The 18,523-nt window shown below is 41.9% G+C and carries 19 protein-coding genes; 5 read left to right on the top strand and 14 right to left on the bottom strand.

Annotated features, from left to right (window positions below; genetic code table 11):
- Nucleotides 1–35: 35 nt before the first annotated feature.
- Nucleotides 36–1,001, bottom strand: coding sequence for a Gfo/Idh/MocA family protein (locus ACP14V_RS07055; protein ID WP_272609928.1), 966 nt, complete (start codon nt 999–1,001; stop codon nt 36–38).
- Nucleotides 1,002–1,115: 114 nt separating this feature from the next.
- Between ACP14V_RS07055 and ACP14V_RS07060 the strand changes: the two genes are divergently transcribed.
- Nucleotides 1,116–1,757, top strand: a complete 642-nt coding sequence (locus ACP14V_RS07060; RefSeq protein ID WP_272610298.1) for a protein-L-isoaspartate(D-aspartate) O-methyltransferase — start codon at nt 1,116–1,118, stop codon at nt 1,755–1,757.
- On the opposite strand, the gene smpB is transcribed toward ACP14V_RS07060, so the two are convergent.
- Nucleotides 1,754–2,215, bottom strand: a complete 462-nt coding sequence (gene smpB / locus ACP14V_RS07065; RefSeq protein WP_136566266.1) for an SsrA-binding protein SmpB — start codon at nt 2,213–2,215, stop codon at nt 1,754–1,756. The two genes, ACP14V_RS07060 and smpB, sit on opposite strands and share 4 nt — an antisense overlap.
- Nucleotides 2,216–2,295: 80 nt before the next feature.
- Here smpB and ACP14V_RS07070 point away from each other — a divergent pair, with 80 nt between their 5' ends.
- Entirely contained in the window at nt 2,296–3,039 is a 744-nt protein-coding gene (locus tag ACP14V_RS07070) for a DUF6503 family protein (protein ID WP_272609929.1), read from the top strand.
- Here the strand turns inward: ACP14V_RS07070 and ACP14V_RS07075 are convergent.
- On the bottom strand, nt 3,036–3,560 hold the full coding sequence (locus ACP14V_RS07075) for a histidine phosphatase family protein (RefSeq protein WP_272609930.1): 525 nt from the start codon (nt 3,558–3,560) through the stop codon (nt 3,036–3,038). The two genes, ACP14V_RS07070 and ACP14V_RS07075, sit on opposite strands and share 4 nt — an antisense overlap.
- 74 nt (nt 3,561–3,634) lie before the next feature.
- On the opposite strand from ACP14V_RS07075, the gene ACP14V_RS07080 reads away from it, so the two are divergent.
- A complete protein-coding gene (locus tag ACP14V_RS07080; protein ID WP_272609931.1) occupies nt 3,635–5,185 on the top strand; it encodes a PorP/SprF family type IX secretion system membrane protein in 1,551 nt (516 codons plus the stop codon).
- 12 nt (nt 5,186–5,197) lie between these two features.
- On the opposite strand, the gene ACP14V_RS07085 is transcribed toward ACP14V_RS07080, so the two are convergent.
- A complete protein-coding gene (locus ACP14V_RS07085) occupies nt 5,198–5,794 on the bottom strand; it encodes a TetR/AcrR family transcriptional regulator (RefSeq protein WP_136566270.1) in 597 nt (198 codons plus the stop codon).
- A 119-nt stretch (nt 5,795–5,913) separates the two neighbouring features.
- Nucleotides 5,914–8,514, bottom strand: a complete 2,601-nt coding sequence (clpB, locus tag ACP14V_RS07090) for an ATP-dependent chaperone ClpB (RefSeq protein WP_272609932.1) — start codon at nt 8,512–8,514, stop codon at nt 5,914–5,916.
- Between the two features lie 143 nt (nt 8,515–8,657).
- Between clpB and ytxJ the strand changes: the two genes are divergently transcribed.
- Nucleotides 8,658–9,047, top strand: coding sequence for a bacillithiol system redox-active protein YtxJ (gene ytxJ, locus ACP14V_RS07095; protein WP_272609933.1), 390 nt, complete (start codon nt 8,658–8,660; stop codon nt 9,045–9,047).
- A gap of 28 nt (nt 9,048–9,075) precedes the next feature.
- Here the strand turns inward: ytxJ and ACP14V_RS07100 are convergent, their stop codons facing one another.
- Nucleotides 9,076–10,260, bottom strand: coding sequence for a hypothetical protein (locus ACP14V_RS07100; RefSeq protein ID WP_272609934.1), 1,185 nt, complete (start codon nt 10,258–10,260; stop codon nt 9,076–9,078).
- A gap of 248 nt (nt 10,261–10,508) precedes the next feature.
- Between ACP14V_RS07100 and glyA the strand changes: the two genes are divergently transcribed.
- Nucleotides 10,509–11,783, top strand: a complete 1,275-nt coding sequence (gene glyA / locus ACP14V_RS07105) for a serine hydroxymethyltransferase (RefSeq protein ID WP_272609935.1) — start codon at nt 10,509–10,511, stop codon at nt 11,781–11,783.
- A gap of 42 nt (nt 11,784–11,825) precedes the next feature.
- Here the strand turns inward: glyA and ACP14V_RS07110 are convergent, their stop codons facing one another.
- The 8 genes from ACP14V_RS07110 to ACP14V_RS07145 all read right to left on the bottom strand — a co-directional run bounded on the left by ACP14V_RS07110 (nt 11,826) and on the right by ACP14V_RS07145 (nt 18,493).
- The gene (locus tag ACP14V_RS07110; RefSeq protein ID WP_424988020.1) at nt 11,826–12,212 is read right to left on the bottom strand and encodes a hypothetical protein; all 387 of its coding nucleotides are present in this window, start codon (nt 12,210–12,212) and stop codon (nt 11,826–11,828) included.
- Complete coding sequence (locus ACP14V_RS07115) at nt 12,178–12,483, bottom strand: hypothetical protein (protein ID WP_424988022.1); 306 nt, start codon at nt 12,481–12,483, stop codon at nt 12,178–12,180. Before ACP14V_RS07115 ends, ACP14V_RS07110 begins: the two co-directional genes overlap by 35 nt.
- A gap of 175 nt (nt 12,484–12,658) precedes the next feature.
- Nucleotides 12,659–13,330: a response regulator transcription factor gene (locus ACP14V_RS07120; RefSeq protein ID WP_136566276.1), complete on the bottom strand. Its 672-nt coding sequence runs from the start codon at nt 13,328–13,330 to the stop codon at nt 12,659–12,661.
- Between the two features lie 24 nt (nt 13,331–13,354).
- The gene (locus ACP14V_RS07125; RefSeq protein WP_424988024.1) at nt 13,355–15,454 is read right to left on the bottom strand and encodes a sensor histidine kinase; all 2,100 of its coding nucleotides are present in this window, start codon (nt 15,452–15,454) and stop codon (nt 13,355–13,357) included.
- 99 nt (nt 15,455–15,553) lie between these two features.
- Nucleotides 15,554–15,760 carry a hypothetical protein gene (locus tag ACP14V_RS07130; RefSeq protein ID WP_272609939.1) on the bottom strand — a complete coding sequence of 69 codons (207 nt, stop codon included), beginning with the start codon at nt 15,758–15,760 and terminating at the stop codon, nt 15,554–15,556.
- A 45-nt stretch (nt 15,761–15,805) separates the two neighbouring features.
- Complete coding sequence (locus ACP14V_RS07135) at nt 15,806–15,985, bottom strand: hypothetical protein (protein ID WP_272609940.1); 180 nt, start codon at nt 15,983–15,985, stop codon at nt 15,806–15,808.
- Between the two features lie 138 nt (nt 15,986–16,123).
- Nucleotides 16,124–16,855, bottom strand: coding sequence for a LytR/AlgR family response regulator transcription factor (locus ACP14V_RS07140; protein WP_272609941.1), 732 nt, complete (start codon nt 16,853–16,855; stop codon nt 16,124–16,126).
- A 129-nt stretch (nt 16,856–16,984) separates the two neighbouring features.
- Entirely contained in the window at nt 16,985–18,493 is a 1,509-nt protein-coding gene (locus ACP14V_RS07145) for a choice-of-anchor Q domain-containing protein (RefSeq protein WP_272609942.1), read from the bottom strand.
- Nucleotides 18,494–18,523: the final 30 nt, after the last annotated feature.

Consider the following 18,523-nt stretch of genomic DNA (forward strand, 5'->3'; position numbering starts at 1 on the left):
TATGCCAGTTCGAGCGTAGTCGGGAACGACATACCTTATTTTTCAAACGATTCTATAATCTGTAGGGCCACTTGAAGTGCTTTTGCACCTTGCTCCAAGGTTACTACAGGTGTGGTGTCATTTTGTATGGCATCGGCAAAGGTCTCCAGTTCATCCAAAATGGCATTGTTTACTTCAATTTCGGGATTTTCAAAATAGATTTGTTTTTTCTCTCCTTCCGCGTTTTGTAGGATCATATCAAAATCCCCTGGATTTTCCGGGGCATCCTTCATTTTCACTACTTCCACTTTTTTCTCCAGAAAATCTACAGAAATATAGGCGTCCTTTTGGAAAAAACGGGATTTGCGCATGTTTTTCAGGGAAATCCGACTGGCCGTTAAATTGGCCACACAACCATTTTCAAATTCTATACGGGCGTTGGCAATGTCAGGAGAACTGCTAATGACAGATACACCACTGGCATTGATTTGTTTCACATCGGAGTTGACCACGCTCAAGATTACGTCAATATCATGGATCATAAGGTCAAGGACCACAGGGACATCGGTGCCTCTGGGATTGAACTCGGCCAAACGATGGGTTTCTATGAACATGGGGGTTTCTATCTTATCCTTTACAGATAAAAAGGCGGGATTAAAACGTTCTACATGCCCTACCTGACCTTTTACACGATGTTTTTTGGAAAGCTCCAACAACTCCTGTGCTTCCTCAGAGGTATTGGTTATGGGTTTTTCAATAAAGATGTGCTTTCCTTTTTCAATGGCCTTTTTGGCGCAATCATAATGGGAGAGGGTAGGGGTAACAATATCTACCACGTCCACAGCATCCATGAGGGTGTTGATGTTTTCAAAATAAGTATAACCAAACTCGGCCGCTACTTTTTTTGCATTGATTTCATCGGGGTCGTAAAAACCAACTAGCTCATACTTTTCCGATTGGTTCAAGAGCCTAAGATGTATTTTTCCTAAATGTCCTGCGCCTAGGACACCAACTTTTAGCATAGTATGTGTTTTTGTCAAAAATAAGGATATGGGGGCACTCTTCCACAAAAATAACGGCTGAACCGAGGGAAAGTTTTTGGAGAACTTTTTAAATTCGTGGACCAGACCAATGAGATGAAGGACACGCTTAAGCACAAGGGCATGCGCAATAAGTTGGCGGAATTGCTGTCAACTAAGGGAATAACGGATAAAAGGGTGATCGAGGCCATTAAAACAATTCCAAGGCATTTGTTTTTGGACAGTAGTTTTGAGGACCATGCCTATCAAGACAAGGCTTTTCCCATTGGAGCGGATCAAACCATTTCCCAGCCCTATACGGTGGCATTTCAAACCCAATTGCTCCAGGTGAAGCCTAATGACTCCATTTTGGAAATAGGCACAGGAAGCGGTTACCAAACTGCTGTTCTGTTGCACTTAAAAGCTCGTGTATATACCATAGAACGGCAGCAGGAGCTTTTCAAGAAAACGCGTTTGTTCTTCAATAAGATGCATTACAGGCCCAAAAAGATGGTGTTTGGTGATGGCTATAAAGGGCTGCCCGATGACGCCCCTTTTGATAGTATCATAGTTACAGCCGGCGCCCCCGAAGTTCCCAAAGCTTTGATGTCTCAATTGAAGGTGGGAGGAAGGTTGGTGATTCCTGTAGGTGTGGATGAGCAGGTTATGACTTTATTTGTTAGGAAGTCGGAAAAAAGGTTCGAGAAAAAAGAATTGGGCGCTTTTCGGTTTGTTCCTTTACTTGAAGACAAAAACTAGTTGTTGAAATCTTTTTTGATTCGAGAAAGATTGCGCTTGTTGTCTCGATCTTTGATGGTTTCCCGTTTATCGTACTGTTTTTTACCCTTGGCCAATCCAACATTCATTTTGGCCAATCCCCTGTCATTGATAAAAAGGTTAAGAGGAATGATCGTAAGCCCGGAAGTGGCCACTTCTTTTCTAAGTTTTCTGAGTTCCCCTCTGTTCAGAAGAAGTTTTCGCTCTGCTTTGGGCCTGTGGTTGTAATGTCCTCCGTGGCTATATTCATCAACCTGCATGTTAATGACGAAAAGCTCGCCCTTGTCATTGAACTCACAAAAACTTTGGGATAGGTTGGCCTTTCCCAATCGGATGGATTTAATTTCGGTACCTCCCAAGACAATGCCGGCAGTATAGGTGTCCAAAATCTCATAATCGAATCGGGCCCGTTTGTTCTTTATGTTGATGTTTTTCATCATGGAGGGCAAAAATATAAACTCTTCGGGAAGAAAATTGTAATGTTGTGGCTTATTTTACGAATATACTTGAAACCCTAACGATGAATAGATACTTTACTTTTCTAATCCTTTTATCTTTTCTTGCTTGCAAGGAGACAGCAAAAGAAACACTATCCGTACAAGAAATTGTGGACAAATCAATAGCCGACAGTGGAGGTGAGTTATACAAGAACCACGATACCTCATTTGTTTTCAGGGATAAGAAGTACAGCGCAAGTAAGGAAGATGGGAAAAAGGTCTTTGTACGGATCTTTAACTTGGATTCCGTTACCGTAAAGGATATTAAAAAGGGAAACAGTTTTCAACGCTTCTTTAACGATTCCCTTGTTGAGGTACCGGATTCCATGGCCATCAAATACGCAAACTCCATAAATTCGGTCCATTACTTTGCCCGATTGCCCTATGGTTTAAATGATAAAGCCGTTAACAAAGAGCTTTTAGGCGAAGAAACCATAAAGGGAAAAGAGTATTACAAAGTAAAAGTCACTTTTGATCAAGAAGGAGGAGGGGATGATTTTGATGATACTTATGTGTATTGGTTTGATAAAGAAAGTTTTAAACCTGATTATTTGGCATATGACTTTCATGTGAATGGTGGAGGTCAACGGTTCCGAAGGGCTTACAATGAGCGGTACGTAAATGGTATCCGGTTTGTGGATTATGAGAACTATAAACCCAAAAAAGAGGATTCGGGCATTTTGGAAATAGGCAAACGGTTCAACAATGGGGAACTGGAGCTGCTTTCAAAAATCGAACTTACGGATATTGCAGTAGAAAAGCATTAATCCATTTTCAACCTAAAATCGGTGGGAACACCGTCAATGATGCGAACAATAAAAAGGCTGCTGTTGTCCGTATCGTCCATGGGTTCATATTTTTCAACCTCGATCATCTTGTTTACAAAAGCAGGGGTTGTGTTACTGTGCCCAACCACCAAAACATTTAAACCCTCATTTTCAGATTTAAATTGTTCAATATCAATATTGTTGGGGTCATAATACTTTACGTCTACATTTTTTTTAACCGAAGTAGGCGCAGCCGTCATGGAAGTACGCTCATAGTTGGTGGAATAAATGACATCTATGGCTATGGGATCAAATACCTCTGCCCATTTTATGGCCCGGTCCAAGCCATCTTGATTTAGCTCTGGATCAGGATTGTCTGGATCGGTCCGGTCTTTTTCAGCATGTCTGATAAAATAAAAAGTGGATATGACAGGGTCTTCCACAATTTTCGTATCTTCTTTGCAGCTGACACTTCCAACTAAAATAATTGCAAGGGCAATTAGAGCTTTGATAATCCGCATAGTAGTGATATAAGAGTTCCCTCGTTATTTATGGTTCTGGTTTTAAAAGTAACGTTTAATTTTTATTTTCTCGTATGCGAAAGACCTTGCTTTTCCTTTTGGTGATATGGATTTCTGCTTTGGGTTGGGCCCAAGAACCCCAATTACCATCTGATTTTAGGCAGCATACTCTGACGCAGTTCAATGCCAGTTTCTTAAACGCCACTTATGCTGCCAATTGGAACAGGCCAAATTCGCTCTCCGTTTGGATGCGTTGGCAATGGCAGACCTTGGATGGGGATCCTACCACCACTTTTTTGAATTATACCCACAATATCAATAACGTATCAACCGTGGCTGTAGGTTTTTTGCAGCATAATACAGGCACTTTCCTGCAAACGGGAGGACATTTTAATTATGTGCATAAGTTTTCAGTGGATGAGGGGGTTGATGTTTATGCCGGAACCAATGTATTTGCTTCGCAGCGCAGCTTGGCGGACGACCGCTTTATTCCCGATTCCCAAATGGATACAATACAGCTTGAGACTGCTGAAGGCTTCATTGTGCAATTTTCACCGGGAATACGGCTTCAGGCAAATCAGTTTGGATTGGGGCTGGCCTTTGAGAATGCTTTTGGATTTGGCGGGGGTGAAGGTGATTTTGAAGAAACTTCCAATTTTAAGACCATTACAGGAAGTATCAATTACGATGTTCCAGTGTCAATTTTTTCCAACTGGGGCCATAGTTTTGTGCGGCCTATGCTGTATGTGAAGTCAGTTCCTAACGGCGACACACAAATTGGGGTCAACGGGCTGCTATCAACCCCCAAAGTTTGGTTACAGGGAGGGTACAACAGTTTTTATGGTGCCTCTGCCGGATTGGGTGTGACCCTGGGAGGAGTCTTTTCCATTGGCGGATTAATGGAGTTTGGTGCTGACACCTCTTTAACTAATGAAGATTCTACCTTGGAGATTTTACTATCCTATAAGTTTGATAAAAAACCAATCGAGGAAGAGGAGCCTATACCTGATATGGAAAGCGAAGAGGAGATAGCCGTTGCTAAAAGAAAAGAGGAGGAATTACAAAAAAAGAAAGAGGCCCTAGAAGAACAGCAGCGTTTAGAACAAGAACAAAAGCAAAGGACGGAGCAACGATTGGAACAAGAGCGGAAGCAAAAGGAACAAAAACTCGTAGAGCAACAGTTGTTGGAAAAACAGAAAGAAGAGTTGGCCCAAAAACGCCTTCAAGAAGAACAACGCAGAAAAGACTCCATACAAACTGTGGAGTTGGCAGAACTTCAACATAAGAGGGAACAGCAACAAGATAGCCTTGCTAAGGTGCTGGCACAAAAAGTTGAGGTAGAACCCAACGAAAAATATGAGGAGGTGTCACAAGCAGATGGCTTGGAGCCTGGGTTTTATTTGATAGCCAATGTCTTTGGAACCAAAAAATATTTTGAAAACTTCATGAAAACCCTTCAGCAAAAAGGATTGGAGCCAAAATCCTTTTTCCGTAGCGTCAACCAATATAATTATGTGTACTTGGAGCGGTACAACACTATGCAAGAAGCCCGAAAGGCTAGAGACAGCAAGTTTTCTGGAAAGTACCCGGATAAAACATGGATATTCAGAGTGAGAGGTAATTAAGCACAAAAATGGCTATTTTTTGATTTCTCCCTGCACCAGATGTTCCAAATAGGTCATGGTGTTGATAAGGTATTTTCGGTCTCGGGTCATGGTGCTCATGGCAATGGCCCCTTGAACCATGGTGAAAAGTTGTTTGGCAAATTGGAGTGGGGGCACTGGTAAGCGTATTTCACCTTTATTGGCGCCATTTTCCAAGACCAACGCAATCTTTCCTTCAATATCCTTTATAGTTTCTTTTACTGCGGCAACCAACAGAGTATTGTTGTTTTGCGCATCTACACCTACATTGAGAATCGGACATCCGCCCAAGGGAAGGGAAAAGACATCGTATTGCCGATAGAATGCCATTAAAGAAAAAAGTTTTTCCAAAGCAGTACCATCAACCGCAAGTTTCTCATCTATGACACCCAATAAATGGTTCCGGTTGTATTCAAAAGCGGATAAGGCAAGCGCCTCCTTATTCTCAAAGTTACCATAAATGGCACCCTTGGTAAGACCTGTGGCTTCGGTAAGGTCACTCATGCTAGTGCCCACGTACCCAAACTTATTGAATATGGGGGCTACGGTCTCAATAATGTACGCAGTGGTGCGTTCTGCTTTTTTGGTCATGGCGGTTCAGTTTGGTTGGGTGTAACTAATATATAAAAAATCAAATACTGTATGGTATTTTAAAAGCAAAAGCCCCTACTTTTAACAGTGTAAGGGCTTCGTTTTCTATATCAGTAGGTCTATTCAACCAATTCATTTTGGTTCCTGAAGACCAAATGATCGTCAAAAGAGTCCAGTAATACGATACTATCCGACTTTATTTTACCAGCCAACAACTCTTTGGATAGGTTGTTCAATACTTCTTTTTGAATCAACCTTTTAACGGGTCTGGCCCCAAATTGTGGGTCGTAACCTTTCTCGGCCAGATAACTGATGGCCTCTTCCGTGGCATCTAAGGTAATGTGCTGTTTTGAAAGCATCTTTTTCAGATGTTCCAACTGCAGCCTTACAATTTCCTTAATGTTGGCTTTGTTCAAAGGCGTGAACATAATAATGTCGTCTATTCGGTTTAAAAACTCCGGACGGATGGTCTTGCGTAACAAACCCATGACTTCGACCCTGGCAGCTTCTGCTGTACTTTCCACATCCATTGCGTCCTCAAACTTCTCCTGAATGATTTGACTTCCCATATTACTGGTCATAATAATGATGGAATTCTTAAAGTCAGCCACACGTCCTTTGTTGTCGGTCAACCTACCTTCATCCAAAACCTGCAATAGAATGTTGAAGGTGTCAGGATGTGCTTTTTCAATCTCATCCAACAGAACAACGGAATAGGGTTTTCTTCTCACCGCTTCTGTTAACTGCCCGCCCTCATCATAACCTACATACCCAGGAGGTGCTCCTACCAAGCGACTTACGGAGTGTCGCTCCTGGTATTCACTCATGTCTATTCGTGTAATGGCGTTCTCGTCATCGAACAAATAGGCGGCCAAGGTTTTGGCCAACTCTGTCTTTCCTACTCCGGTGTTTCCCAAAAACAGGAACGAACCAATAGGTTTTTTGGCATCTTGCAAGCCAGCCCTACTTCTTCTTATGGCGTCTGAAACGGCCACAATGGCTTCTTCTTGACCTACAACACGCTGATGGAGTACGTCTTCCAATTTCAAGAGTTTTTCCCGTTCACTCTGCATCATTTTGGTTACAGGAATGCCGGTCCATTTGGCCACCACTTCGGCAATATCCTCATTGGTCACCTCTTCTTTGATCAAGGTGCCGGCACTTTGCTGATTGGCCAGTTCATCTTGGAGGGCGTCCAGTTTTTCTTGAGCCTCCTTGATTTTTCCATACCGAAGCTCTGCTACTTTGCCATAATCCCCATTGCGTTCTGCCCGTTCAGCTTCCAATTTAAAATCTTCGATGCCCTGCTTGGTCTTTTGAATGTTGTCCACAACGGTCTTTTCGCTCTCCCATTGGGCAAAGATTTCATTTCTTTCCTCTTTCAGGTTGGCCAAGTCCAAATTCAGGGTTTGCAATTTTGCCTTATCGTTTTCACGCTTAATGGCCTCAATTTCAATTTCCAATTGCATGATTTTTCGGTCCAGTACATCCAATTCCTCTGGTTTGGAATTGATTTCCATACGCAATTTGGATGCAGCCTCGTCCATGAGGTCAATGGCCTTATCCGGTAAAAATCTATTAGTGATGTAGCGTTGGGAAAGCTCTACGGCGGCAATGACCGCTTCATCTTTGATGCGTACCTTGTGATGGGTCTCGTATTTTTCCTTGATACCCCTTAAAATGGAGATGGCGCTTTCCGTGTCTGGTTCATCAACCATAACTTTTTGGAACCGTCGCTCCAAGGCCTTGTCCTTCTCAAAATATTTTTGGTATTCATCCAAGGTGGTAGCCCCAATGGCTCTTAATTCTCCTCTAGCCAAGGCAGGTTTTAGGATGTTTGCCGCATCCATGGCGCCTTGTCCGCCACCTGCCCCCACCAGGGTGTGGATTTCATCAATAAAAAGGACAATATTGCCGTCAGATGAGGTTACTTCCTTTATCACGGCCTTTAATCGCTCCTCAAACTCGCCTTTATATTTGGCACCGGCAATAAGCGCGCCCATGTCTAGGGAATAAAGCACTTTATCCTTTAGGTTTTCAGGGACATCACCTTGCACAATTCTATGGGCCAGCCCCTCGGCAATGGCCGTCTTTCCCACACCGGGTTCACCAACCAGCATAGGGTTGTTCTTGGTGCGTCTGGATAAAATTTGCAGTACTCTACGGATTTCCTCATCCCTTCCAATGACAGGGTCCAATTTACCATTGTCGGCCAATTGGTTGAGGTTTTTGGCGTACTTGTCCAATGAATTATAGGTGTCCTCTGCACTTTGCGAAGTTACTTTTCCTCCTTTGCGCAACTCTTCAATGGCCGCAGTGAGATCCTTTTCGGTAACCCCTTGGTCTTTTAGGATTTGGCCTATTTTGCTTTTCGATTTAAAAACGGCAAGCAGTAGATGCTCCACGGAGACAAATTCATCGCCCATTTTTTTGGCAACGATGCTTGCTTCGTTCAAGGTTTTTCCAGCTTCTCGGGACAACATGATTTCACTTCCCGATACTTTTGGAAAACTCTGAAGCTCCTTGTCCAAGATTTGATAGACGAGGGATGCATTGACATTCAACTTTTTTAAAATGAAGGGCAAAACATTCTCATCTACCTCTGCAATGGCCTTGAAGAGGTGCTCATTTTCTATTTGTTGATGGCCATGCTCTTGGGCCAATTGCTGGGCCCTTTGGATGGCTTCCTGTGATTTTATGGTAAAATTGTTAAAGTTCATAGTGTTTGTTTTGTTTGCTCTATTTCAACAACCTTACCAGACAACAGGAGCGGACAAAATGTCTGTAAACCCTTGAAAACACAGGACATTTCGTCAGGTGTAAGGTTTTTGGTTCTGCTCGACATATCCTCTAAATTTGTAGCATGGGATTATTTGACAATGTATTTGGGAAACGGGATAAATCTACCAATGAAGATACAACATCGCCGTGGGTTTCTTTGACAACCTTGGGGCAGTTGGATGGATTGAAAGAGCGTTCACAAGAAAAAACGCAACTTATTTTTAAACATTCCACTACCTGTGGTATTAGCGGAATGACATGGCGTATGTTTAAGGGTTCCTTTGAATGGGAAGGAAAATGCGACCTTTATTTTTTGGATATCCAAGCCCATAGGGACATTTCCAACGCTATTGCTGATAGCTTTCACGTAAGACACGAATCGCCTCAATTATTGATTATTAAGGATGGAGAAGTGTCTTTCCATACTTCGCATGGAGCGATTACTGATATCAATATTCAAGATTACATATAAAAAAAGCCCCGCTTTGCGGGGCTTTTTCTTAGTTAAACTGATGTTTTGAGACAATGCCTTTTAAGCGTGCTTTAAGGTCCTCTCCGGCATCGTATACCATTTGTTCATTGGAAGGGAAGGGTACCTCCCGTGCATTTAAATAGACCAAGAGGTCGTCTTCCAATGCTCTTTTGTCTCCTTGAAAATTGGCAAAAATGTGTTCAAAAATAAATTGGCTGGATAGGGGATAGGCATTTATTTCCTGCCCATTTCTTAAGTCAGTAAAACTCACCTTTGCGCCAATTTGAGCACTCTTACTTTGCGTAAATTGAAAAAACTTACAGGTAACGGTTCGCATTTTGTCTACCTTTATTTTGTTGCCCAAACTATCCTTAACTACATCTCCGTTCCTGTCCAGGAGATATTCCCAGCCATCCTTGATCTGTCTTTCCTTAATAATCTGGGTCTCGTTGACACGCTCCGGGGAAACATTGATTTCCATGAAATCTAGGTTCATGGCATAATCATAGGTCACATCGGATAAGGGATTGGTATGGTATTGCAGCCAAAAATTATCGATACCGAAAGCATTGAAGTCCAAAAGCTCTTTTTCCAATCGCTCTGGGATGATTTGTTCGGTTTGATTGGCAATCTCAACTCTAACGAACTCCAAGCCTTTGTTGTACGCTTCATCCATTTTGGCTATTGTGGCTTTATATCCGGGATTTATTTCCTGTAGATACTTAAGGTCATCATATGCAGCTCTGTAATCTGCCTTTGTCCGGGCATCGGACAATAAGTTTAAGGCGTTGTTGTACAGATGCTCCGAAAGATCATCTTTGGTATTTAGAATTTTGGAATCGTAGTTCACAAAACTGAAACGGGCATCCCGTCCCTCATCATAAATAGTTAGAGGCATTAAAGGTCGTATACGTTGCTGTATTTCCTTTAAATGCAAATACTTGTTGTAAATGGCTTCCAGATTTGCAGGGTTGCCATCATTTTGAAGAAAAGAAATCTCCGCCTGTTCCCTTTGGGTGTTTTTGGCAAAGGCATCTTCCAAGAGCAGGATGTATTGCTGATTGCCCTTTTTAGTCTTGTTTTCTGCAAGGTTCTTTATGGCTTTGTTCATAGCGGCCACATAATTTCCACTATTCAAGGCCTCTTGGGTTTTTTTGACACCACTGCAGGCGACAATGAAAACCGATATTGAAAGGAGTAAAATTTTTTTCATAGGTTTTGAATTTATGGGTTACAGAATTGTTTTCAACAGCTGTGCCAAAAACCCACAATCTATTAACGAAAAAGGATGAACGGTAGTATAAATCGGATAAAATCCTTTTAATCAACTCTTTTTCAATGGGTTGTAAAAATCATAAAATTGTTGATTTCTGTTTGATAAAATCAAACACAGAATCGTTTTTTTTGGGATAATTAGGTAAGCAATTCGTAATTTTGACCCTTGTTAAATTTAATCGCCAAATGCAAAGAGACCAGAAGATTTTTGACCTGATAACACAGGAAAGGGAAAGACAAATTGTGGGAATTGAATTGATTGCCTCCGAAAACTTTACTAGCCCACAAGTAATGGAAGCCGCAGGGTCGGTACTTACCAACAAATACGCCGAAGGCTATCCTGGAAAGCGTTATTATGGAGGTTGTGAAGTAGTTGATGAAGTAGAGCAATTGGCCATTGATCGTGCAAAAGAACTTTTTGGTGCAGAATATGCCAATGTTCAGCCACACTCGGGATCACAAGCCAATGCCTCGGTATATCATGCTTGTTTGAATCCTGGGGACACAATTTTAGGTTTTGATTTGGTCCATGGAGGACATTTGACCCATGGATCTCCCGTAAATTTTTCTGGAAAATTGTACCGTCCGGTTTTTTATGGTGTAGACGAAGAAACTGGTACTTTGAATTATGACAAAATCAGGGAGGTGGCCGAAAGGGAAAAGCCCAAATTGATTATTGCGGGCGCTTCTGCATACTCACGCGATATGGATTTTGCCAAGTTCCGTGAGATTGCGGACAGTGTTGGGGCCATTTTAATGGCAGACATTTCCCACCCAGCAGGATTGATAGCCAAGGGTATCATGAACGATCCCGTTCCTCATTGCCATATTGTTACAACAACAACCCATAAAACCCTAAGAGGGCCAAGAGGGGGTCTTATTTTAATGGGGAAAAATTTTGACAATCCGTTTGGTATTAAACTAAAGAATGGCAACCTAAGAAAAATGTCGGCTTTATTGGATTTGGCCGTTTTTCCAGGCAATCAAGGAGGTCCATTGGAGCATATTATTGCTGCAAAGGCCGTAGCCTTTGGGGAAGCTCTTTCCGATGATTTCCTACACTATATGCTGCAGGTAAAGAAAAATGCGGATGCTATGGCCAAGGCCTTTATGAAACGAGATTACAAAGTAATCTCTGGAGGAACCGACAACCATATGATGCTCATCGACTTAAGGAACAAGAACATTACAGGAAAAGATGCTGAAAAGGTTCTTGAGCTGGCTGCAATCACAGCCAATAAGAACATGGTGCCTTTTGATGACCAATCTCCTTTTATTACTTCTGGTATACGTTTTGGGACCCCGGCAATCACAACAAGAGGACTCAAAGAAGATGATATGGAAACCATTGTGGAATTCATAGATCAAGTACTCATGAACCCAGAAGATGAGAAAGGAATTGCACAAGTACGCAAAAAGGTCAATGAGCTTATGAAGTCTCGACCTTTGTTCAATGGTTAATTTCTTGTGGCTTAATATTTAGTTCCGGTAGATTATTTTGAGCTATTCCAAAAGGAAAAGGTCTTCATGGTTGAGCCTTCTCTCCTCAAGGGAATATACCATTACTTGGTGCTGTTTTTCACTTTCGAAATAGAGTCCCCAGTAATCAAAATATCCGTTGTGGTCCTGTAAAAATTCCTCATTACGTTGGGATTTGTCCTCAAAAACGGGAACAAAGACTTCATAGGGCATTTGGGTAAGACCCTTGGTAAGGTATACAAAATGCTCACTGATTCTTAGGAGGATATCTCCCAATTGCTCGGCAATACTGTGTTCGTAGAGTCTGGAGATTATGACAGAAGTATCCTTAAAGTGAAATGAGATTTCAGCAATGTCTATACAATGAATATTTTTTTCATTCAAATGCTCCAGAGCGGTTTTTAAATTCATTCGAAACAACGTGGTTGTCTTCTGAAAATGTCATACCTCCCCAAGTCCCCTTATTAAAATGGTGTAGACTTTCCGTTATGCCAAAATTAAGGTCCAATCCCAAAACCATATCGGTTTTTTTGCTCTCAGTATGGTAAGTGCACTGAACTTTGGCTTCTGCAAAAAAGTTTCTTTCCAGAACTTTCAGAAACTCATCCAACCCATATGCGACCTCAAATACCCTTGGGCCATAATGGTGGAAATTTAGATTGGTTTTTTTTTGTAATGACATGTGGCTGCTATCTAATTTTTCTTTACCCTTAAAGTTAGGATGAATCTTTTTTTTAAGAGTAAAGGAAACCCATAAAAATTCTATGGGTTTTCCTTAGTTTGTAGGGTTTTTAGGTCATAAACCGGAAAAACTATTTACTATTTCTTATTATTTCGAAAATTAGGGAAAGGATACGTTAAATAAAGCCCCTGTTTTTTGCGGCTAGGATCAAGGCCAGATCATTTTCGTTCTCTGTGCCAAAAAGCGTTTTCATGTGTCTTTTTCGGTTTTCGATGGAGGATGGTGACAACCGGATAAATTTCTCAAGATCTTTATTTTTGGTTCCTTTGGAAAGGTGGTATAAAATCTGTCGGTCCTTTTCATCTATTTCAATGTCGTTGGACATTTTTTTCCGTATGGCAGATAGCGCTTTGGAAGAATAATAAGGTGGATTCAGCACAATGGTCTTTACCGCATCTTCCAAGGTTTTTGGGTCAATGTCTGTCTTTACCAAATAGCCATCGGGATCAACGGTCTTTAAAATGCTGTTGATCCTGAAATTATCGCTAAAGGAGGACATAAATGCTATTTTGGTGTCTGGCACCAGCTTTCGGGCCAAAATTCCAAGTTCTTCCCCGGTCTGGGGCTGTTCCTCATTGGGGGCATATAGTTGTACGTCTAACAACAGTACATCATACTTAAAGGAATTCACGGAATCCTCGATCAATTTTTTTCCTGCGGCAAACGTGGTGGCAGTATCCACAATAATGATTTCATAGCCTTCGAACTCAATACGCTCTAGGATATATTTATACCCCAACATCGTCATTTCATGATCGTCTATGGCCAATATTCTAAGTGTGCTCATATGTTCTGCTTTACTATGTAAGATTTAGGCATTTATTGTTTCTCTTTGGTCTGAATCTCCCTTGCGGGGAACAGTTTCTGTGTATTTACAGGGAATTGTGGCCACTATTGTGGTTCCCTTGCCCTTACTGCTTTCTATATCCAAGGTTCCTTTTAACTTTTTTACCCTTGAGGCAATGTTTCTAAGACCAATTCCCCTTCTATTTCTCTTGGTGTCAAAACCAACTCCGTCATCGGCAATGACAATCTTGAGTTTATTGCCCTGCACATCCAAGGCTACACTGGCTGTTTTGCACTTGGCATGGGTAACGCAGTTTTTAAGCGCTTCTTGAACAATTCGGATAGCATTTATCTTGATGTCACCCAACAGCCCGTCCCAGTTTACCTCATTATCGTACGCAAAAGAACATTCAATGTCTGAGGACTGTTCCAGATTTTCAATGAAGCCCTCCAAGGACACAATAAAATTATGAAATTTTTCATAGGCCGCATGGTTGAGTTCGTGTGAAATGGTGCGGATTTCCTCTTCCACATCACGCAATCGTTCAAGGAACTCTGCACGTTTTTCCACGGAATCCCCATCTTCTTTTTCGTTAAGGCCGCTGAGGATTAAACGAATACCCAGCATCTCGCCCAAAACCCCATCATGTAGTTCTTCGGAGATACGTTTTTGCTCCATTTGCTTTCCTTCCTCGATTTTGCCCTGTTGCGAAAGTAAAAGGTTGTAGATTTCCTGGTTGCTTTCGTGCTGCTTTTGTTTGTTCTTTAATTTGTTGTTTCTAATTTGCTGGTTTATAATAACAAGTCCGGCTGTACCCAATCCTATAAAAATCAATGCAAATGCGGCCCAGAGTTCTTTTTCGCGGGTAAGAACTTCGTTTTCTTGTATGATCTCGTCAGTTTCCATGCGAATACGCGCAAACTTATCCCGTTTGGTGCGCTCCTCTTCTTTAAGGGTCTCGTTAAGGTCATAATACTCATTGGAGTAGGATGCAGCATTGTTGCTATCCAGTTTGGTGAGCAGACGGAGCACTTCCAGAAGACGATCATTGTTATAGGTTTCTTTAGCCATACTGCGAGATTCCTTAGCATAAAGGAGTGCACTTGCCGTATCGCCCTGATCTGCCAAAATTTCGGCATAAAATTGTTTGGCCCTTGGTTGGTCAACAGTATACGCTATGCTGTCATTGATCTTAATGGCTTGAGACAATAATTCTTTTGCCGTGTCTAAGTTCTTTTCATCTTTATAAATGGCATAGGCCTGACTGGAAAGCGACATGGAGTACAGCTCGGGGTTCCGGGTGAAAATATCCTTGCTCTGCAATAAGTCCCCAAAGGCTATTTTGGCACGCCGATAATCTTCTTTTTTTAAAAACTCGTGGGCTATGTTGTTTTGGCTCTGTTCGGTGTATTTTATGCGATCCGCACTCTGCATTTGGTTGATGTAGGTATTGCCTCTTTGAAAATATTCCAAGGATTTGTCACTGTTGCCCATACCGCTGGCAATGATACCCAATACATTATAACTTAAGTATAACCTCCTTATATCCTTTAACTCATTAAAATATTTTATAGCACTGGTTACACTTGTTTCGGCTCCCAGATAATCTTTATAGGAGTCTTGGATACGCCCCATGTTGTACAACATTCTTCCTTTCAGCGAGTTTGAAGTGGAATCTACAGGAAGACTTTCAAAGGATTTCAATGCATTCTGGTAATGGTAAAAGGCACTGTCCAAACTCCCGCGCGATTGAAAAAATTCAGCCATATCCCAATGGGAATTTCCCAACGCGGTATATTGTTTTTCTTTTTTGGCCAGTTCCATGACCTGTTTGTTGGTCTTTCGGAACTCCAAAGAGTCAGGAAGACTCATATAAGCCAAGGAAATGTTGGAAAGATGGTTTATGATCAAAGTGTCATTCTTTAAAGTAGATACAACCTGTTGGGCGTTTTGCAAAAACTGTTTGCGTTCTTCCAAGGGTAGATGGGCACTATCGCGCGCAAAAGCGATCCATTGTTTAATGGACTCACTTTTCTGGTCAACGCTCTCCCTCTTTTTTGGAGTGTTCTGGGAACAGCTCCAGAGAACAAGCGCCATTATGGGAAGTAAATACTTAATTTTCAAGGCAAAGTAGGTTTTGTTACAAAAAATACCCCATACAAGGTAACAAAAAAGCCCCATACCATGATTGAGGTTGGGGCTATATCGTATGTTGGTTGATCCTTATAGTTTTCGATCATCTGCGCTGGACCTGAACCCGGACAGATGGTATTTTATACTATTTAGGTTTCCATGGTCAGGTGCCGAAATCGTGCTGTTGCCATTGTCCATCCAAGCAGATTCTATTCTAGTCCCATTGGTCTGGGAACCATCTTGGTCATGCGTAACAAGAGCACAAAGTATTGTGGCACCGATTAGGAGGCGGAACATTTTTTTCACGACTTAAAACTACGGATAATCAGATAAATACAAAAATTAGTTGCTTCCTCCTCTAGGGTCAGATTCAGAGTATTTACCATCTGTGGCGTTCTCATCTGAGTCAACGCTAAGGTTCTTGATCATGGCTTCAGTGTCCTGTACATCGGTTTCCGCTTCGCAAGAGAATAGTCCAGTGGTCAAAAGGGCAATCGCAACAATAGAAAGTAATTTTTTCATAATATTAGGTTTATGGTTTAATAAATAGGTTTATACCGCCAAATTATCGACCTAATATGAAGAAGCGCAGAATAGTAGGGGGTATTTAGAATCTGTAGGGATTCTGCTAGAATTTTACTTAAATCTGCTAGAATTTGATCAATTTAACTCTCCTACTGCAGTTTTGGAGAGCATTTCCTTAAGGGCGTCTATCTTGCCCTTGTAGGTTTTGGAGAAGGGGAGTTCGTCCTGGCCATTTTTGAGTGTGCACAAAGACTTGCCATAATTTATACGGGAAACATACCGGCTGTTAAGGATATAACTTTGGTGAATCCGAACAAAACCGGCAGGCAATAGGTCTTCAAAAGATTTTAGGGTCTTAAAGGCACTGACCACGTTGCCATCCCTCATAAAGAAATCCGTGGCGTTGTTGTCCGATTTTAGATATAAAATGTCCTTGGTGTCCAGATACCTATAATCATTATAGGACTTAAGGCAAATGGTGGATGGGATGTTGTGCTTGGGGTGCAATTTGCGAAGCCTCATAATGGTCTTTCTAACATCAAATTCATTATGAGGCAGTATCCAATAGTCGAAAAAGCCACTCTTAATGGCATTGTATGCATACTTCTTGGTAGTGGCATACCCAATAATGATGGGCAAGCTGGGCATGTACTGGTTGAGTTCCGTTACCATTTGAAAATACTCCAAACCATCTTCGGCCAAATTAACGAGTACTACGTCTGGAGTGAACTTTAAAATAATGTCCAATCCTTCCGAAGCACTGGTGGCTACCCCTGCGCAAGTAAAATCTTCGTACTCCTGCAGATAGAGCTGCAATTGGAGCTTGGAAGAGGCGCTGGAATCTATTATGGTGTAGGTATAATCCATATGCAAAATGCTGATTGCAAGTTACTAACGTGCCAAATAAACTCATTAAAGTTTTCCCTTAAAAAAACTAGGGGTTTCCCTTGAAAAAGGTTTATTTTCCTACATTTTTCCCAATAAACAGTTAAAAATCTAGTTGTTGGATGAAAATTCGTAGGCGCCAATGTCTGGATTCTGGGTTCTATCCGTTCCTAAAAGATCCATTGGAACAGAAAGAGAAACATTGGTGTCGGCAAGGTCTATGGCTGCAGAGCCCTCATGAATGGTCATTTGGTTTTTAGATGGGTTGACAAAGCTTGGTTCTTGGTTCAACACTATGTTACGGTAAAGGGCCGTATTGTCAAAATTGTAGAGTGGATTTTCTCCAAACTGACCATTGTTATCGTTAAACTGTAACAAACAGTGGGAAAAGGTAAAGTTAAAATTGGCATTTGGGTCTTGCAGTAAGGCCAGTTCCTTGGATAAACTCCCAGCTATGATACAATTGGCAAAGTTGGCATTCTGCAAATTGTTGGTGATGTCGCCAGAAAAATTGGAAAGGTACAGTGCGGTCCCGTTCCTGAAGCTATGTGGCCAAAAATTGGCCAAGGTGCAGTGCACAAAATTGTACTTTCCACCCAAGTCAATATACAAGGATGAAGTTCCTGCGTTGCCCAATACCGTATTTTCCGCATTGATATGGGCTGCCGTGGCCCAAAGATTGTATTCTTGACTATTGTAGATTTGGGTATTGCGCAAAGTAAGGGTAGGGGAGTCCAGAACAGTATCACCATAGACCCGTAGGCCCACTGTGGCATTTTTTAAGGTTAGATGTGTTATTATATTGTTGTTGCTGCCTTCCCTGATCCAAACTGTACCCCATTGTCCCGGGACATCTTCAAAACTGGGCTCCAAGCGGTCACCCTCAAAGATGACCTCATTTTCGAGTGTTTCTTGATTTTCACTCAATGCACCATTGATGTGGATGGATGCCCCTGCATCTACCAAAATTCCGGAGCGGTTATGAAAGTGAACCCGCGTTCCAGGCTGCATAGTGAGCGTGTTCCCTTCGGGAACGGCAGCATAGCCGTAGATTACATAAGGTTTTTCTTGGGTAAAATTGAGCTGGTCAGGTTTTAGGTAGTAACCTTCCACAGTAATGTCGTTCCCCGTTTCATCCTGGCCCAAGACCAATGTTTCCTTGGTACCATCCGAATGGGTAGTGGGATATAAAAAAACGGCATCCTTGACCAAGGTGACCAATTCCACTTTTTGGTTTGAAGTACCATTTCCAAATATGAGGCTTTCGGCATACAAAAATTCGTTGGTAGTGGTCGGGGTGATGTCAAAAGTGGTCTCGATGAAGACAAAAAGGCTGTCCTTGGCCAGTAAGGGTACATTGTCGAACTCTTTTCCTGCCATACCATCCACATTGAGGCGATAACTGCTGCTCTGTCCGGTTTCCAATCCCACATAGGGTATCAAAATGTCATTGTTGGTGGGGTTGTATACCTTCAGGGTATAAGTGCTGCTTCCGATGTTGGTAAAAACGGTATCCAGAAAAACGGTATCCTTGGAAAATGTTAACTGGCCAGTGCTGGGAGTGTAGTCAAAATCCTTTCGGCACGATGCTCCCATCACAACAAGGAAAATCCCTGCCATGGCAGAAACAAGGTTTATGTGCCAACGGTC

Origin of the sequence: Flagellimonas alvinocaridis (assembly GCF_965248585.1) — a bacterium.
GTDB classification, from domain to species: domain Bacteria; phylum Bacteroidota; class Bacteroidia; order Flavobacteriales; family Flavobacteriaceae; genus Flagellimonas; species Flagellimonas alvinocaridis.

Excerpts from the sequence above, each read along its gene's own strand:
- ACP14V_RS07135 (WP_272609940.1), bottom strand. The coding sequence starts at position 15,985 with ATGAAAAAATTACTTTCTATTGTTGCGATTGCCCTTTTGACCACTGGA.
- glyA (WP_272609935.1), top strand. The coding sequence starts at position 10,509 with ATGCAAAGAGACCAGAAGATTTTTGACCTGATAACACAGGAAAGGGAA.
- ytxJ (WP_272609933.1), top strand. The coding sequence starts at position 8,658 with ATGGGATTATTTGACAATGTATTTGGGAAACGGGATAAATCTACCAAT.
- ACP14V_RS07055 (WP_272609928.1), bottom strand. The coding sequence starts at position 1,001 with ATGCTAAAAGTTGGTGTCCTAGGCGCAGGACATTTAGGAAAAATACAT.
- ACP14V_RS07130 (WP_272609939.1), bottom strand. The coding sequence starts at position 15,760 with ATGTTCCGCCTCCTAATCGGTGCCACAATACTTTGTGCTCTTGTTACG.
- ACP14V_RS07085 (WP_136566270.1), bottom strand. The coding sequence starts at position 5,794 with ATGACCAAAAAAGCAGAACGCACCACTGCGTACATTATTGAGACCGTA.
- smpB (WP_136566266.1), bottom strand. The coding sequence starts at position 2,215 with ATGATGAAAAACATCAACATAAAGAACAAACGGGCCCGATTCGATTAT.
- ACP14V_RS07120 (WP_136566276.1), bottom strand. The coding sequence starts at position 13,330 with ATGAGCACACTTAGAATATTGGCCATAGACGATCATGAAATGACGATG.
- ACP14V_RS07060 (WP_272610298.1), top strand. The coding sequence starts at position 1,116 with ATGAAGGACACGCTTAAGCACAAGGGCATGCGCAATAAGTTGGCGGAA.
- clpB (WP_272609932.1), bottom strand. The coding sequence starts at position 8,514 with ATGAACTTTAACAATTTTACCATAAAATCACAGGAAGCCATCCAAAGG.
- ACP14V_RS07075 (WP_272609930.1), bottom strand. The coding sequence starts at position 3,560 with ATGCGGATTATCAAAGCTCTAATTGCCCTTGCAATTATTTTAGTTGGA.
- ACP14V_RS07100 (WP_272609934.1), bottom strand. The coding sequence starts at position 10,260 with ATGAAAAAAATTTTACTCCTTTCAATATCGGTTTTCATTGTCGCCTGC.
- ACP14V_RS07145 (WP_272609942.1), bottom strand. The coding sequence starts at position 18,493 with ATGGCAGGGATTTTCCTTGTTGTGATGGGAGCATCGTGCCGAAAGGAT.
- ACP14V_RS07140 (WP_272609941.1), bottom strand. The coding sequence starts at position 16,855 with ATGGATTATACCTACACCATAATAGATTCCAGCGCCTCTTCCAAGCTC.
- ACP14V_RS07110 (WP_424988020.1), bottom strand. The coding sequence starts at position 12,212 with ATGAATTTAAAAACCGCTCTGGAGCATTTGAATGAAAAAAATATTCAT.
- ACP14V_RS07080 (WP_272609931.1), top strand. The coding sequence starts at position 3,635 with ATGCGAAAGACCTTGCTTTTCCTTTTGGTGATATGGATTTCTGCTTTG.
- ACP14V_RS07070 (WP_272609929.1), top strand. The coding sequence starts at position 2,296 with ATGAATAGATACTTTACTTTTCTAATCCTTTTATCTTTTCTTGCTTGC.
- ACP14V_RS07115 (WP_424988022.1), bottom strand. The coding sequence starts at position 12,483 with ATGTCATTACAAAAAAAAACCAATCTAAATTTCCACCATTATGGCCCA.